Annotated in this window: 12 protein-coding genes; 3 read left to right on the plus strand and 9 right to left on the minus strand. The window is 72.2% G+C overall.

The features are described from left to right. Positions 1-28: 28 nt before the first annotated feature. The gene (locus ACWCYO_RS27625) at positions 29-2,479 is read left to right on the plus strand and encodes a DNA gyrase/topoisomerase IV subunit A (RefSeq protein ID WP_270143576.1); all 2,451 of its coding nucleotides are present in this window, start codon (positions 29-31) and stop codon (positions 2,477-2,479) included. 196 nt (positions 2,480-2,675) lie between these two features. Continuing rightward, complete coding sequence (locus ACWCYO_RS27630; RefSeq protein WP_449785696.1) at positions 2,676-3,578, plus strand: sucrase ferredoxin; 903 nt, start codon at positions 2,676-2,678, stop codon at positions 3,576-3,578. A gap of 176 nt (positions 3,579-3,754) precedes the next feature. On the opposite strand, the gene ACWCYO_RS27635 is transcribed toward ACWCYO_RS27630, so the two are convergent. The 6 genes from ACWCYO_RS27635 to ACWCYO_RS27660 form a co-directional block, all read right to left on the minus strand. Beyond that, entirely contained in the window at positions 3,755-5,431 is a 1,677-nt protein-coding gene (locus ACWCYO_RS27635) for a solute symporter family protein (protein ID WP_405000634.1), read from the minus strand. Beyond that, positions 5,428-6,066: a DUF485 domain-containing protein gene (locus tag ACWCYO_RS27640; RefSeq protein WP_449785697.1), complete on the minus strand. Its 639-nt coding sequence runs from the start codon at positions 6,064-6,066 to the stop codon at positions 5,428-5,430. Before ACWCYO_RS27640 ends, ACWCYO_RS27635 begins: the two co-directional genes overlap by 4 nt. Before the next feature lie 127 nt (positions 6,067-6,193). Beyond that, positions 6,194-6,925 (minus strand): response regulator, encoded by a 732-nt coding sequence (locus tag ACWCYO_RS27645; protein ID WP_449785698.1) that lies wholly within the window; start codon positions 6,923-6,925, stop codon positions 6,194-6,196. Next, positions 6,922-8,070, minus strand: coding sequence for a sensor histidine kinase (locus tag ACWCYO_RS27650; RefSeq protein ID WP_449785705.1), 1,149 nt, complete (start codon positions 8,068-8,070; stop codon positions 6,922-6,924). The genes ACWCYO_RS27645 and ACWCYO_RS27650 overlap by 4 nt, the downstream gene beginning before the upstream one ends. Before the next feature lie 72 nt (positions 8,071-8,142). Continuing rightward, positions 8,143-8,628, minus strand: coding sequence for a DUF1453 domain-containing protein (locus tag ACWCYO_RS27655; protein ID WP_270143580.1), 486 nt, complete (start codon positions 8,626-8,628; stop codon positions 8,143-8,145). A 157-nt stretch (positions 8,629-8,785) separates the two neighbouring features. After that, on the minus strand, positions 8,786-10,897 hold the full coding sequence (locus ACWCYO_RS27660) for a DNA gyrase/topoisomerase IV subunit B (protein ID WP_270143582.1): 2,112 nt from the start codon (positions 10,895-10,897) through the stop codon (positions 8,786-8,788). Positions 10,898-11,451: 554 nt separating this feature from the next. On the opposite strand from ACWCYO_RS27660, the gene ACWCYO_RS27665 reads away from it, so the two are divergent. Further along, positions 11,452-11,685 carry a DUF7455 domain-containing protein gene (locus ACWCYO_RS27665; protein ID WP_270143583.1) on the plus strand — a complete coding sequence of 78 codons (234 nt, stop codon included), beginning with the start codon at positions 11,452-11,454 and terminating at the stop codon, positions 11,683-11,685. A gap of 213 nt (positions 11,686-11,898) precedes the next feature. Here the strand turns inward: ACWCYO_RS27665 and ACWCYO_RS27670 are convergent, their stop codons facing one another. From ACWCYO_RS27670 to ACWCYO_RS27680, 3 genes are all read right to left on the minus strand, one after another. After that, positions 11,899-12,813, minus strand: a complete 915-nt coding sequence (locus ACWCYO_RS27670) for a S1 family peptidase (RefSeq protein WP_333493452.1) — start codon at positions 12,811-12,813, stop codon at positions 11,899-11,901. Positions 12,814-13,004: 191 nt separating this feature from the next. Further along, a complete protein-coding gene (locus ACWCYO_RS27675) occupies positions 13,005-14,660 on the minus strand; it encodes an RNA polymerase sigma factor (RefSeq protein WP_270143585.1) in 1,656 nt (551 codons plus the stop codon). 588 nt (positions 14,661-15,248) lie between these two features. Next, entirely contained in the window at positions 15,249-16,181 is a 933-nt protein-coding gene (locus ACWCYO_RS27680) for a FadR/GntR family transcriptional regulator (RefSeq protein ID WP_270143588.1), read from the minus strand. Positions 16,182-16,220 lie beyond the last annotated feature (39 nt).

A 16,220-nucleotide genomic window follows, 5' to 3' on the forward strand; every position in this document is an offset into this window, starting at 1 on the left:
CAGCGACACGTAAGGGAGCCCCGCCGCGATGGCCCGCCGCAGTTCGCAGACCCCGCCGCCCGGAGACTTCGAGGAGCGGATCCTCGACGTCGACGTCGTGGACGAGATGCAGGGCTCCTTCCTGGAGTACGCCTACTCGGTGATCTACTCGCGTGCGCTGCCGGACGCGCGGGACGGCATGAAGCCGGTGCACCGCCGGATCCTGTACCAGGCCAACGAGATGGGCCTGCGTCCGGACCGGGCGCACGTGAAGTGCGCCCGCGTGGTGGGCGAGGTGATGGGTCGGCTGCACCCGCACGGTGACCAGTCGATCTACGACGCCGTGGTGCGCATGGCGCAGCCGTTCTCGATGCGGCTGCCGCTGATCGACGGGCACGGCAACTTCGGTTCGCTGGGCAACGACGACCCGCCGGCGGCGATGCGTTACACCGAGTCGCGGCTGACGGCGGCGTCGATGGCGATGGTGGAGTCGATCCACGAGGACACCGTCGACTTCGGGCCGAACTACGACGGCAGCGAGCAGGAGCCGCTGGCGCTGCCGGCGGCGTTCCCGAACCTGCTGGTGAACGGCGCGACGGGCATCGCGGTGGGCATGGCGACGAACATGCCGCCGCACAACCTGTCCGAGGTGGTGGCGGCGGCCCGGCACCTGATCAAGCACCCGAACGCGGACCTGGACACGCTGATGCGGTTCGTGCCCGGTCCGGACCTGCCGACGGGCGGGCGGATCGTGGGCCTGTCGGGGATCCGGGACGCGTACGAGTCGGGCCGCGGCACGTTCAAGATCCGGGCGACGGCGACGGTGGAGGCGGTGACGGCGCGCCGCAAGGGCATCGTGGTGACCGAGCTGCCGTACAACGTCGGCCCGGAGAAGGTCATCTCGAAGATCAAGGACCTGGTCAACGCGAAGAAGCTGCAGGGCATCGCGGACGTCAAGGACCTCACCGACCGCGAGCACGGGCTGCGGCTGGTGATCGAGGTGAAGAACGGCTTCGTGCCGGAGGCGCTGCTGGAGCAGCTCTACAAGCTGACGCCGATGGAGGAGACCTTCGGCATCAACAACGTGGCGCTGGTGGACGGGCAGCCGCTGACGCTCGGGCTGAAGGAGCTGCTGGAGGTCTACGTCGACCACCGGTTCACGGTGGTGCGCAGGCGCAGCGACTTCCGCCGCCGCAAGCGCGAGGAGCGGCTGCACCTGGTCGAGGGTCTGCTGGTGGCCCTGGTCGACATCGACGAGGTCATCGCGATCATCCGGTCGAGTGACAACGCGCAGCAGGCGAAGGAGCGCCTGATGGAGCGCTTCTCGCTGTCGGAGACGCAGACCGGGTACATCCTGGACACCCCGCTGCGCCGGCTGACCAGGTTCGACCGGGTGGAGCTGGAGCAGGAGAAGGCGAAGCTGACCGCGGAGATCGCGGAGCTGACCGAGATCCTGGAGTCGGACAGCAAGCTGCGCAGCGTGGTGTCGTCCGAACTGGGCGCGGTGTCCAAGCAGTTCGGGACGGAGCGGCGGACGGTGCTGCTGGAGGCGGGGGCGGCTCCGTCGGCGGCGCTGTCGGTGCCGCTGGAGGTGGCGGACGACCCGTGCCGGGTGCTGCTGTCCTCGACGGGGCTGCTGGCGCGGACGGCGGACGGTGAGCCGTTCGAACTGTCGGAGAAGCGGGCGAAGCACGATGTGATCGTGTCGGCGGTGCCGGCGACGGCGCGGGCGGACGTGGGTGTGGTGACGTCGGCGGGCCGGGTGCTGCGGCTGCCGGTGATCGACCTGCCGGCGCTGCCGCCGACGCCCTCGCCGACGCTGGCGGGCGGTGCCGCGGTGGGTGAGTTCCTGCGGCTGGAGGCCGGGGAGCGGGTGCTGGCGCTGACCACGCTGGACGAGTCCTCTCCGGGGCTGGCGCTGGGCACGGTGCAGGGTGTGGTGAAGCGGGTGGTGCCGGAGTGGCCGGCGAACAAGGACGAGTTCGAGGTGATCGCGCTCAAGGACGGCGACGAGCTGGTGGGTGCGGTCGAACTGCGCACCGGCGAGGAGGACTTGGTCTTCATCACCTCGGACGCCCAGCTGCTGCGCTACCCGGCGGGCCAGGTCCGTCCGCAGGGCCGTCCGGCGGGTGGCATGGCGGGCATCAAGCTGTCGGACGGCGCCCGGGTGCTGTCGTTCACGGCGGTGGATCCGGCCGGGGACGCGGTGGTGGTCTCGGTGGCGGCCGCGTCGGGCACGCTGTCCGGTGACGAGCAGACGTCCTGGAAGGTCACCCCGTTCGAGCAGTACCCGCGCAAGGGCCGGGCGACCGGCGGCGTGCGCTGCCACCGCTTCCTGCGCGGCGAGGACGGCCTGGCGTTCGCCTGGGCGGGTGCCGCTCCGGCCCGGGCCGCCACCGCCAAGGGCGCGCCGGTCGACCTGCCGGAGCGCGACCCGCGTCGGGACGGCTCGGGCACGCCGGTGACGACTCCGATCTCGGTGGTCGCCGGTCCGGCGTAGCGGCGGGTCCGGTGGGCGGGGTGCCGGGGGCTGGGTGCCGGTGGGCTGGGTGCCGGTGGGCGCGCCGCCTTCCGGCACGCCCTGCGGCGCGTCCTCCGACCCGCCCCCGGCACGTCCGGAGGATCTCGTTCCGGCACGTCCGGGCCACTCGGCGGCCCCCGGGACGGGCCGAACCACTGAGGGTAGCCTTGCCCAGATGAGCACCTGTACGACCCTTTCGCGTGAACTTTCGGAGCCGTTGACCGCGACCGCGGCGGTGGCGACCACCTGGCTGCTGGTGGAGCAGAACGGCCCGTGGGGCGCGAAGGCACTGGGCGAGAGCCACCTCGACCGGGTCACGGGGCACGCGCTGGAGGGCGCCGCGGCCGGTACGGGCGTGCGGGTGGCGCTGATCCGGCGGCCGGGCCGGCACGCGGACTGCCCGCCGACGGCGCGGCACGAGGTGGTCGTGGCGCACACGGTGCCGGGCCGCGGCTGGGTGCGCCGGGCGCAGGTGGCGGATCCGGCGGAGCTGCTGGAGCTGGACTTCGCGGCGCTGGGCGTCGGCGACCACACGGGTTTCGGGGTGGAGCACGTCGGCGGTCCGCTGGCGCTGGTGTGCACCAACGGCCGTCGGGACCGCTGCTGCGCGCTGCTGGGCCGTCCGCTCGCGGCGGAGCTGGCGGCGGCCGGGCACAGCGAGGTGTGGGAGGTGACCCACCTGGGCGGGCACCGCTTCGCGCCCACGATGCTGGTGCTGCCGCACGGCTACGCGTACGGGCGGCTGACGCCCGAGACCGCCAAGGAGGTGCTGGCCGCGACGGCGGCCGGGCACATGGTGCCGGAGTGGTCGCGGGGCTGCTCGGGCTGGGAGCGGCCGGGGCAGGCGGCCGAGCACGCGGTGCGGCTGGCGACCGGCGAGACCCGGGTGGACGCGCTGACCCTGGCCCAGCGGCCGGACGGGGAGGGCCGCTGGCTGGTGCGCGTGGTGCACCGGGACGGCCGGGCCTGGGAGGCGGACGTGATCGAGACGGTGAGCCAGCCGCCGCGTCCGGAGAGCTGCGGCAAGGCGGCGGGGACGCCCTCGCGGATGGACGTGCTGTCGGTCCGGGGCGTATAGGGCCTGTCTGGTGGCCCCGCGCCCGTGGGGGTGAGCGCGGGACCGCGATGGTGGTCGGGGATCAGCCGGCGGCCTTGCCGACGACAGCACACCCCCGATGACGCGGACATGGGGGCGCCTGGACATGGGGAACCCCAGCGGCCCCAGGCCCGCCGGGGTTCCCCGGGGCGCGACGCTCAGGCCGCGCCCGCACCGGTGAGGGAGCGCACCTCCAGCTCGGCGAACCGGTCCGCGTCGGCGGGCTCGGGCGAGGTGAGCGTCCCGATCCAGCCGGCCAGGAAGCCGAGCGGGATGGAGACGATGCCGGGGTTCTCCAGCGGGAACCAGTGGAAGTCGACGCCGGGGAACAGCGCCGCATTGGAGCCGGAGACCACCGGCGAGAAGAACACCAGCACGATCGCCGGGACCAGCCCGCCGTACACCGACCAGACCGCGCCCCGGGCGGTGAACCGCGACCAGAACAGGCTGTACAGCAGCACGGGCAGGTTGGAGGAGGCGGCCACCGCGAAGGCCAGGCCGACCAGGAAAGCGACGTTCAGCTGCTGGGCGTACAGGCTGATCACGATCGCCACCGCGCCGATCCCGGCGGCGGCGAACCGGGCGACCAGCACCTCCTGCTGCTCGCTGGGCTTCTCGGCGGCCTCTCCCCCGCGGCGGCGGCGCGGGCCGCCGCGCCAGGCGCCGGCCCAGATGTCGTGGGCGAAGGCGGCGGAGGAGGCGAGCGTCAGCCCGGCGACCACGGCGAGGATGGTGGCGAAGGCGATCGCCGAGATCAGCGCGAACAGCACCACCCCGCCGGTGCTGCCGTTGCCGCCGCCGAGCACCAGGGCGAGCAGTGGAACGGCGGTGTTCCCGGCCGAGTTGGCGTGCCGCACCTCGGCCGAACCGACCAGCGCGGTGGCGCCCAGGCCGAGCGCGATGGCCATCAGGTAGAAGCCGCCGACCAGGCCGATCGCCCACATCGTGGAGCGGCGGGCGGCCCGGGCGGTGGGCACGGTGTAGAAGCGGGACAGGATGTGCGGCAGGCCGGCGGTGCCGAGCACCAGGGCCAGGCCGAGGCTGAAGAAGTCCAGCCGGCTGGTGAAGGTGGCGCCGTACTTGAGCCCGGGTTCGAGGTAGCGGTGCCCGGCGCCGCTGTGCTGGGCGGCCTGGCGCATCAGCTCGAAGAGGTCGCCGTGGAAGCGCACCACCAACAGCACGGTCAGCAGCATCGAACCCGCGATCAGCAGGAAGGCCTTGACGATCTGGATCCAGGTGGTGGCCCGCATCCCGCCGATCGTGACGTAGACGATCATCAGGGCGCCGACCCCGATGATGGTCCAGGTCCGGGCCTGGGCGCTGTTGGTGCCGAGCAGCAGTGCGACCAGCGAGCCGGCGCCGACCATCTGGGCGACCAGGTAGAGCAGGGTGACCACGACACTGGCACCGCCGGCCGCCGCGCGCACCCTGCGGCGCCGCAGCCGCAGCGCGAGCACGTCGGCGAGGGTGTACCGCCCGGCGTTGCGGACGAGTTCGGCGACCAGCATCAGCACGACCAGCCAGGCGACCAGGAAGCCGATGCTGTAAAGCACGCCGTCGTAGCCGTACAGGGCGATCAGCCCGGCGACGCCGAGGAAGGAGGCGGCGGAGAGGTAGTCGCCGGAGAGGGCGAAGCCGTTCTGCAGCGGGGTGAAGTCGCGCCCGCCGGCGTAGAAGTCCTCGGCGGCGTTGCCCTGGCGGCCGACCCAGAGGGTGATGCCCAGGGTGACCAGGACGATGACGGCGAACAGCACGATCGCCAGGCCGTGGTGCTGGCCGGTGGGGGCGACGGGGGGCGGGGTGGCGGTGGTCATCACACCGGTGGTGGTCGTCATCGCAGCTGGTCCTGGGTGTCCCAGCGCAGGCCCAGCGCGGCGCGGTCGCGCTTGGTCCGGGCGTTGCGGGCGTAGAGCCAGGTGAGCAGGAAGGTGGAGGCGAACTGCAGCAGGCCGAGCAGCCAGGCCACGTTGAACGGGCCGACCACCGGGCTGCGCATCGCGCCGGGCGCGGCGGCCGCGGCGGCGACGTACAGCAGGTACCAGCAGAGGAAGGCGCCGCAGGTCGGGAAGACGAACGCGCGGTAGCTGCGGCGGATGTCCTGGAAGGCCGCGCTGGCCTGGACGCTCCGGTAGACCTCGGTCCTGTCGGTGCCGCTCACCGGCGCCGGCGGCTCCTGCGCCACGACGGCCGGGACGACCGGCGGGACAGCCGGCGGGGCGAGCGGCGGCATGACGGGCGGGGCCGACGGCGGGGCCACGGGCGGAGCCGGCCGTGCGGTCACCTGCTCGGCAGCGGCGCCCGGCTGGGCGACGGTCGGCTGGGTGGCGCCCGCACTGCTGGGCCCCGGCTGGGCCGGTACGGCCGTTCGGCGGGGCGCGGCAGCCGGCTCGGAAGCGGTGGCGGCGGCCGGAGCGGCCCACCAGTCGAATCGCTGTCCCTGGTCGGGACTGCTGGTCTGCTGCTGTGGCACTGCTGCTCCTGGGCCGGGCCGGGCGTTCTGACCCGAACCATCATGGAGGCCGCCGGACACCGTCCCTGACCATCGCAGATACCTTCACTCAATGAGGTGATCGATCATCTGACGGATGCTCATCCGACTACTGCTGCGTTCCGGTGATTCCGTGGCGGAAGGCGTACGCGACCGCCTGCGCGCGGTCCCGCACCGCGGTCTTGGCGAACAGGTTGTTGATGTGCGTCTTCACCGTGGCCTGGCTGACGAACAGCCGCTGGGCGATCTCGGTGTTGGAGAGGCCCTCGGCGATCAGCCCGAGCACCTCGGCCTCCCGCACGGTCAACCCGTCCGGCAGCTCCCCGGCCCGGGCGGCGGGTCGCTCGGCGGCGCTCGACGCGTTCGAGGCGCCCGGCGCGTTCGGCGCGTTCGGCGCGGCCTTCAACGGAGCCTCCGAAAGCCGCTCCAACAATCGGAGTTGGACCTGCGGGGAGAGCCCGGCCGCGCCCGCGCGGACGTCCGCGATGGCCTTGGCGATCTCCTCGCCGCCGACGTCCTTGGTGAGGTAGCCACGTGCCCCGGCCTGCAGCGCCGGGAACAGCGACTCGTCGTCGGCGTAGGTGGTGAGCACCACGACCTCGGTCTCCGGGTGCGCGGCCCGGATCCGCCGGGTCGCCTCGACGCCGTCGACCCTCGGCATCCGCAGGTCCATCAGCACCACGTCCGGGTGATGCCGCTCCACCAGGGCGACGGCCTCCTCCCCGTCCGCCGCCGCGCCCACCACCTCGATGCCGGGCAGCAGCCCCAGCAGCATCACGATGCCCTCGCGCACCACCGTCTGGTCGTCCGCCACCAGCACCCTGGTGACCGCGGAACTCATGCCGGCACCCGCAGCAACACCCGCCACCCTCCGTCCTCCGGGCCCGCCAGCAGGGTGCCGCCGAGCAGTTCCGCGCGTTCGCGCATCCCCAGCAGACCGTACCCGCTGCCGCTGTCGGCCAGTTCACGGGAGGACGACTCACCACAGGACGCCTCTCCCGCGAACTGACCGCGCGACGCCCGGGCGTTGCGCACCTCCAGCTCCACCGCGTCGTCCAGGTACCGCAGTTCGACCGAGCACCGGGCGCCCGGCGCGTGCTTGCGGACGTTGGTCACCGCCTCCTGCGCGGTGCGCCGCACCGCCAGACCGGCCTCGGCGCCCAGCGGCCGGGGTGTACCCGTGACGGTGAACGGGGCCCGTTCCCGCTCGGTCAGTTCCACCAGGAACTCCCCCACCGGCGTGAACTCCCCGCGCAGCGCGGACAGCGCCTGCCGGGTCTCGGCCAGCCCGTCCTGCGCCATCCGCCGTGCGGCGACGACCCGTTCGCGGACCTGCTCGCGGTCCGTCCCGGCGTCCAGCATCAGCCGGGCCGCCTCCAGGTGGACCAGCTGCGCGGAAAGGCTGTGGGCGAGCACGTCGTGGATCTCCCGGGCGATCCTGGCCCGTTCGGCGAGCGCCGCGCTCTCCGCCTCGGCGGCCCGGACGGCACGCTCCTGGACCAGCAGCCGGCGGGCGGTGCCGCGCGCCTCGATGTCCAGCCGCAGCAGGAAGCCGACCAGGAGGGAACCCCCGACCGTGGCGGAGACGCTGAGCCAGCTCGCCGGGGAGGCCGCCGCGTACGAGCCCAGCGCGGCCGCCGCGACCAGCAACGCGGGTGCCGGCGGGACCCTGACCAGCACCGTCACGGCCAGCCCGATCCAGAGGAAGTCGGCCAGCGTGTAGGCCAGTCCCCAGTTGGCGAGCCAGGCGCCTCCGACCAGGGCGGCGGACAGCAGGTACGAGGCCACCGGGCGCTGCTCCCGGGTGACGTGCAGGTACAGCGCGCAGAGTGCCACGGCCGAGGCCAGGCCGGCCACCGCGGCCGCTACCCCCCAGCCCGCGTACTTGCCGCCGGCGAGGGTCCCCCACGCGACGATGACCACCATGACGAACCGGCCGAACACGGTGAGGACCCGTCGCGGCCGGCTCTCGGCCTCGCGCTCCATCCCCTCCCGGGACGGCCAGCGGGTCCAGTACCACCCGGGCAAGGAGTCCTCCTCGGTGCTCACGACGACGGTTCAGTGCAGTACGGCGGTGGCCCGCGAGGGCTCCAGCGTCCGGGCCCTCCAGTTGACCACGAGCGAGCGGACCAGTAGCAGGACCGCCATGCCGAGCATCAGCGAGCTGCCCGCCTGGTGGACGCCGAGGGCCGAGCCGGCCGCGTACAGGCCGATCCGGATGGCGAGCGTCCCGCCCCAGGCGGCCATGGTGGCCTTGGTGCCCTTGACCAGGACGTGGCCGTCGTCGTCCCGCCAGATCCGGACGGTCCAGCCCCAGACCGACCCCATCGCGAGGGTGGTGACCAGTCCGGCGGCGAGCAGGGTGGCCGACAGCGCGGTGTGCTGGTGGTCGATGATCTGCGGATCGCGCAGCGCGATCACGCCCAGGACCAGCGGCAGCACCCAGAAGCGGCGCTCGGTGTCCAGTCGCTTGACGCGCATCTGGCGCCCGACCACCAGGACCACCACCGCGGCGATCACGAGGAGGTTGACGAGGGCAGACATGAGGGGTTCTCCGTCCCGGGGAGAGGCCGTTCACTGACCTCTCCGACGCTACGGATCCGGCGCTCCCCGCTGATCGGATCCGGGGTGGACCCCGGGTGGAACCGGCAGCGCGAGGGCCCTCCACCCACGGGTGGAGGGCCCTCGTCGTCCGGGTGCGTCAGGCGTCGATGCGGGAGCGGTCCAGGGTGGCCGCCGAGTCCACGATGAACTCCTTGCGCGGGGCGACGTCGTTGCCCATCAGCAGGTCGAAGATCCTCTCGGCCTGCTCCAGGTCGCCCAGGTTGATCCGGCGCAGGGTGCGGTGGCGCGGGTCCATGGTGGTCTCGGCCAGCTGGTCGGCGTCCATCTCGCCCAGACCCTTGTACCGCTGCACCGGCTCCTTCCAGCGCTGCCCCTTGCGCTGGAACTCCAGCAGGGTGGAGCGCAGTTCGGCGTCGGAGTAGGTGTAGTGGTACTTCTCCTGGCCGCGCTTGGGGTTGGTGAGCTCGATCCGGTGCAGCGGCGGGACGGCGGCGAAGACCCGGCCCTGCTCGACCATCGGCCGCATGTAGCGGTGGAAGAGGGTCAGCAGCAGGGTGCGGATGTGCGAGCCGTCGACGTCGGCGTCGGCCATGAAGATGACCCGGCCGTAACGGGCCTGGTCGATGTCGAAGGTGCGGCCCGAGCCGGCCCCTATCACCTGGATGATCGCGGCGCACTCGGCGTTCTTGAGCATGTCGCTCACCGAGGCCTTCTGGACGTTGAGGATCTTGCCGCGGATCGGCAGCAGAGCCTGGAACTCGGAGTTGCGGGCGAGCTTGGCGGTGCCGAGCGCGGAGTCCCCCTCGACGATGAACAGTTCGCTGCGGTCGACGTCGTCGCTGCGGCAGTCGGCCAGCTTGGCGGGCAGCGAGCTGGTCTCCAGCGCGGTCTTGCGGCGCTGGGCCTCCTTGTGCTGACGGGCGGCGACCCGGGTGCGGGCGGCGGCGACGACCTTCTCCAGTACGGCCCGGGCCTGCTGCTTCTGGTCCTTCTTGGCCGAGGTGAGGAAGGCCTTGAGCTCCTTGGCGACGACGGCCGCGACGATCCGGTTGGCCGCCGAGGTGCCGAGCACCTCCTTGGTCTGGCCCTCGAACTGCGGCTCGGCGAGCCGGACGGTGACCACGGCGGTGAGGCCCTCGGTGGCGTCGTCCTTGGTGATGTCGTCCTCGGCGACGCGCAGCAGCTTGCTGGCGCGCAGTACCTCGTTGACGGTCTTGGCCAGCGAGCGCTCGAAGCCGGTGACGTGGGTGCCGCCCTTGGGGGTGGCGATGATGTTGACGAAGGAGCGCAGGGTGGTGTCGTAGCCGGTGCCCCAGCGCAGCGCGATGTCCACGCCGAGGTGGCGGGTGACCTCGGTGGGGGTCATGTGGCCGAGCTCGTCCAGGACCGGCACGGTCTCCTTGAAGGTGCCCTCGCCGCGCAGCCGCAGCACGTCGCTGACCGGCTTGTCGGGGGCGAGGAACTCGCAGAACTCGGCGATGCCGCCGTCGTAGTGGAAGACCGACTCCTCGATCTGCTCGCTCTCCACGAGCCGTTCGTCACGCACGACGATGGTCAGGCCGGGGACGAGGAAGGCGGTCTGCCGGGCGCGGTTGTGCAGGTGCTCCAGGGAGAGCTTGGCGTCCTTGAGGAAGATCTGCCGGTCGGCCCAGTACCGGATCCGGGTGCCGGTGCGGGTCTTGGGCACCTTGCGGGTCCTGGTGAGGCCGTTGGCGGGCTCGAAGGGCGCGTCCGGGCTGGCCTCGGTGAAGATGCCGGGGGTGCCGCGGCGGAAGCTGATCGCGTGGGTGTGGCCGCTGCGGTCGACCTCGACGTCCAGCCGGGCGGAGAGCGCGTTCACGACCGAGGCGCCGACGCCGTGCAGACCGCCGGAGGCGGCGTACGAGCCGCCGCCGAACTTGCCGCCCGCGTGCAGCTTGGTCATCACGACCTCGACGCCGGACAATCCGGTCTTGGGCTCGACGTCGACCGGGATGCCACGGCCGTTGTCGCGGACCTCGACCGAGGAGTCCGGGTGCAGCAGGACCTCGATGCGGTCGCAGTAGCCGCCCAGCGCCTCGTCGACCGAGTTGTCGATGATCTCCCAGAGGCAGTGCATCAGGCCGCGGCTGTCGGTCGAGCCGATGTACATGCCGGGGCGCTTGCGGACGGCCTCCAGGCCCTCCAGGACGAGCAGGTGCCGCGCGGTGTAGTTGGAACCGTCGTCGCCGGCCAGCAGCGCGGACGGCACGGTCGTTTCGGCACTCACGCGGCACTCTCCTCGGTGAAGTTCTGTCTCAGGTGAAGTTCTGTCTCATCGGTCACATCCGGACGCATCCGGACCGTCCGCCAGTGCAGCACACCGCACCGACAGCCGTCGCTCCCTGTGCCCGCACCCCTGCGGCGGGTGCACAGCACGGCGGGCCGGCCCGGCGCAGCTTGTACGCGCTGCGCGAACAAGGACCGCATCCGGGTGTGGGCCCCGGGGGCGCCATCTCCTTCCGGTACCACCGGTCCTGGCGGATCGTGGGGTCCGGTACAGGCTCCGGAACTGCCGTTATGCAGGCTACCGGGGCTCGGGACGGGGCTTATGCTCCAACCCGGCAGAGGATTATGCTACGCGGACCTCGAACCCCGCCCGATCGGACGTTCGAGCGATGGGTGGCTCCCGGGATCCGGCACGCATGAACCACCGGTGCCCGGGGCACGTCCTCATCAACACAGCAGAATCCTCAGAGAAGAAAAGCCACGAGCGGGAACGTTTTCGGCCTGGTTGGATGTTGAGCCTGGTACGACAGCTCGTCGAGCTAGAGAAGAGGCGACGTGACTACTGTTCTGACACCTGCGAGCCCGCTCACCGCGGCTGACCGCTGCGACCGCTGCGGCGCCCAGGCCTACCTGCGCGTCGTACTCGCCAGCGGCGGAGAGCTGCTCTTCTGCGCCCACCACGGCCGGAAGTTCGAGCCCGAGCTCAAGAAGATCGCCGTGGAGATACAGGACGAGAGCGGCCGTCTCACCACCAGCACCACCGCGACGGCCGCCGACGACGAGCGCTGATCACAGGCGCCCCCACCGGCCGGCGACGAGCTGTGTCCGGTCGCGCACCACGCGCGACCGGGGAGCCGGGTGGTCGACCCCTTCGAGGGTCGGCCACCCGGCTCCGCTGTTCTCCGGACAGTTCTCCCACGTTCGCCCGGCCCGGGCGCGGCGCGACCACCGGGAACCGAAGCGACGTCAGAACGTCATGACGCCATCACCCACGGCGATGGTTCAGAGCGCCGAGTGCACCGCGTCCGTGACCGAGGACATCCGGGTGTAGACGCCCGGGTGGGCAGCCTCGGCGCAGCCCGTCCCCCAGGACACCAGTCCGGCCAGCCGTCCGGCCACGATCAGCGGGCCACCGCTGTCGCCCTGGCAGGCGTCCTTGCCGCCCTTCTCCTCGCCCGCGCAGACCATGCCCCGGGCGTCGAACTTGCCGTCCGGCCCGCCTGGGTAGGCGTGCGCACAGGTCTGGTCCGGGACGATCGGCACGTCCACCCCGCGCAGCACCGGCGAGTAGTCACCCCGCCCGCTGGTGTCGCCCCAGCCGTAGACCTGGGCCCTCGTCCCCGCCGCGTACGGTCCGCTCTCGCCCTGGCCGACCAGCTCGACCACCGGCCGGGAGCCCTGGGACTCGGCGAGCGTGAGTACCGCCACGTCGTTCATGTTCGCGGCGAAGTCGTAGTCGGGGTGGATCCAGATCCGCTGGACGGCCACCTCTCGGCCGGCTGAGCCGCGCATGTCGTCCCGGCCGACGATCACCTTCAGGCCGGGCCGGTCCACCCGGCCCTTGGCCTCGTCGTAGAAGCAGTGCGCGGCCGTCACCACCTTCGTCGGGGTGACCAGCGCGCCGCCGCAGAACTGGCCGGAGCGTCCGCTGCCGAACTGCTGGCGGCTGGCCAGCGCCACGATCCAGGGGTGGTCGACGGTGCTCACGCTGCCCCCACCGACAACCCTGCGCTGCGCCTCGGCCGGGCCGGCCGTGCCGAGGGCGACCAGCGGGACGGCGGCGAGCAGCGCCAGCAGGGCGCCCCGACGCCGGAGGCGGCCCCGACGGGCCGTGCGCGGAACGGTGGCCCGGGCGGTCGGGGCGGCCCGGCACGGGGCGGGGGTCGGCAGGTCGGCTCGGTCCGGGTCGGTCAGCACCGTGACTCCACAAGGCTCGGCAGCAGGCAACCGGCAAAGCGTAGGCGAGCAACTACACTGCGCGACCACTTCCCGGTGCGCCGCCACCCGGACGAGCGACAAGCGCCACCCGGACGCTGACGCATCGCCCCCGAACGGCCCGAAGGCCCGGAACCGTGCGGTTCCGGGCCTTCGTCGCGTACTGCCGTCGATCAGTCCAGGTAGTCGCGGAGCACCTGGGAGCGCGACGGGTGGCGCAGCTTCGACATGGTCTTCGACTCGATCTGGCGGATGCGCTCACGGGTGACCCCGTACACCTTGCCGATCTCGTCGAGGGTCTTCGGCTGACCGTCCGTCAGGCCGAAGCGCATCGAGACCACGCCGGCCTCGCGCTCGGACAGGGTGTCCAGCACCGAGTGCAGCTGCTCCTGGAGCAGGGTGAAGGAGACCGCGTCGGCCGGGACGACCGCCTCGGAGTCCTCGATCAGGTCACCGAACTCGCTGTCGCCGTCCTCGCCCAGCGGGGTGTGCAGCGAGATCGGCTCGCGGCCGTACTTCTGGACCTCGATGACCTTCTCGGGGGTCATGTCGAGTTCCTTGGCCAGCTCCTCCGGGGTGGGCTCGCGACCCAGGTCCTGGAGCATCTGGCGCTGGACGCGGGCCAGCTTGTTGATGACCTCGACCATGTGCACCGGGATGCGGATGGTGCGGGCCTGGTCGGCCATGGCGCGGGTGATCGCCTGGCGGATCCACCAGGTGGCGTAGGTCGAGAACTTGTAGCCCTTGGTGTAGTCGAACTTCTCGACCGCACGGATCAGACCGAGGTTGCCCTCCTGGATCAGGTCCAGGAACAGCATGCCGCGGCCGGTGTAGCGCTTGGCCAGCGAGACCACCAGACGGAGGTTGGCCTCCAGCAGGTGGTTCTTGGCCCGGCGGCCGTCCTCGGCGATGATCTCCAGCTCGCGCTTGAGCTTGGGGGCGAGCTTGTCTGCGGCCGAGAGCTTGTCCTCGGCGAACAGGCCGGCCTCGATGCGCTTGGCGAGCTCGACCTCCTGCTCGGCGTTCAGCAGCGGGACCTTGCCGATCTGCTTCAGGTAGTCCTTGACCGGGTCGGCGGTGGCACCGGCGACGGCGACCTGCTGGGCCGGCGCGTCGTCCTCGTCGTCATCGGAGAGGACGAAGCCCTCCGACTCCTCCTCCGGGCCCGCCTCGGCCTCGGCCTTGTCGCCGGGCAGCGCGACGTCCTCGAGCAGCTCCTCGTCGCCGAGCAGCTCCTCGTCGCCGCCCTTGGCGGCCTTGGCGGTGGTGGTCTTCTTGGCGGCGGCCTTCTTGGCCGGCGCGGCGGTCTTCTTGGCCGCGGCCTTCTTGGCCGGGGCGGCCTTCTTCGCCGCGACCGACTTCACCTCGGTGACGACGCCGGCCGTCTCCTCGACGGTGATGTCCGCGGACACGATGGGGGCGGGCGCCGCGGCGGCGGCCGCGACGGCCGGAGCCGCGACAGGAGCGCCGGGGGCGATCCGCACGGGCGGCTTGGTCGGGGCCGACGGAGCGGCCGGGGTCCGGGTGGTGACAGCCTTGGTGGCGGTGCGCTTGGTGGGGCTCTTGGCAGCAACGCTCTTGCGCTTGGCGCCGGCCGGTTCGGCCGCGCTGACCATGAGGTCCACCCCCTCCTCAATCAGCACCTGGTTGAGGCTGCGCATGACGTTCTTCCACTTGGTGACCGGGATCTGGTCCGCCTCGAACGCCTGGCGCACGTCGTCACCGGCGATCTGCCCCTGGGCCTTGCCCCGCTCGATGAGCGCCAGCAGAGCCGCGGACTCGGCGATCTCGGGGGGAAGCGAACGGGATGTGCTGGCCGACACGAACAACCTCTCGGACGATGAGTGGACTCGAACCCGTACCGGCCGCCCGAGCGGGCGGGGAAGGAGATCGCGCGTCGGACGCGCGGTGTCGATTCCGACCGACTCGGGCTTGAGGACTGGGTTTGCAGGACGGCAGCAGCGCCGCGGACCAACACAGCATTCTGACATGTTGGAGTATTCCGGAGCTGCTTCCGCTCAGGACACATCGCTGCTACTCGTCAAGTGTTACGCATGGCCTTCGTGTCGCGGGTCACACCGCTCGGCGCCCGCGGCCACGGGGCCGGGATCCATCATCGCGCACTCGCGGCGGAGTCGGTTGTCATGAGCGGGTCGGGCTGTTCGGGGTGACTGCTCCGGGCGGTGCCGCGGGGCGCGGCTCCGCTTCGTGGCGCCGCCGATTCGTGGCTCCACCTCTTCGTGGCGTCCACCGCTTCGTGGCTCAACTCGCCGGCGCTGCCTCGCTGCCGCCGTCGGCCGGGGCCCCCGGGCGGTCGCCGCTGTGCGGAGGCCCTCCGGCTGCGCCGCGCGGTGCGACCGGAGGGCCCTTGTGGAACGGACCGCGTCCCGCGCGCCCGCTCGCCGAGAACAGCCCGCTCAGTGCTCCCGGGGCGCGGGGACGGAGGGCTCCAGCTCGGGGTGAACGGTGAGCAGCGCCCGCATCGCGGCCTCGCCCGCGGTGCCGTCGCCTGCACCCAGCGCGTCCACCAGCCGGGCGTGGAGGCTGACCGAGGACTCGGAGGGCCGCTCGCAGGAGATCGCCGGACCGCCCGAGACCTGCAGCGCGCAGGAGACGATCCCGGACAGGTGCTCCAGCATCCGGTTGCCGGCCATCTGCAGGACCAGCCCGTGCAGCTCGGCGTCGGCCCGGGTGTAGGTGGACAGGTCGGCCTGGGCGGCGGCGTGGCCCATGATCTCGACCAGCTCGACCAGCCGCTGCTGGACGTCCTCCCGGCCGTGGCCGGCCGCGAGGCGGGCGGCCAGCGGCTCGATCGCCCAGCGGAGCTCGAACAGCTCCCTGCGCTGCTCGTCCCGCTGCGGACCGAAGGCGCGCCATTCGATGATGTCCGGGTCCAGCAGGTTCCAGTCGCCGACCGGGCGGACCCGGGTGCCGACGTTCGGGCGGGCGCTGACCAGGCCCTTGGCCTCCAGCACGCGCAGCGACTCGCGGACGACGGTCCGGGACACCTCGAACCGCTGGCCGATCTCCTCGGGCACGAGCGGACGGTCGGCGCCCAGGTCGCCGGAGACGATCATCTGGCCGAGCTGCTGGACCAGCTGACCGTGCAGACCGCGCCCGCGGCTGCTGGTGGTCTTGCGGCCGACCCGGCCGATGTCGGACTCGGCGCCCTCCCAGCGGGGCGCCGGCGGGGTCGGCCGGTCGGCGTACGAGAAGCGGTCCGGATCGCCGGGGCCGTGGATCGGCCCTTCGGCGGAACGGGCGGGGGTCATGGTGGGGTGCGCAAGGGTACTCACGCCTCCTTTGTCGGCGATCGGCAGGCGCAGCTTGAGAATTCTCGTGAAAAGCACACGAAAGGGTGATCGACCGTGACTGGATAATTGACTTCA

This window comes from Kitasatospora sp. NPDC001683, assembly GCF_053596495.1.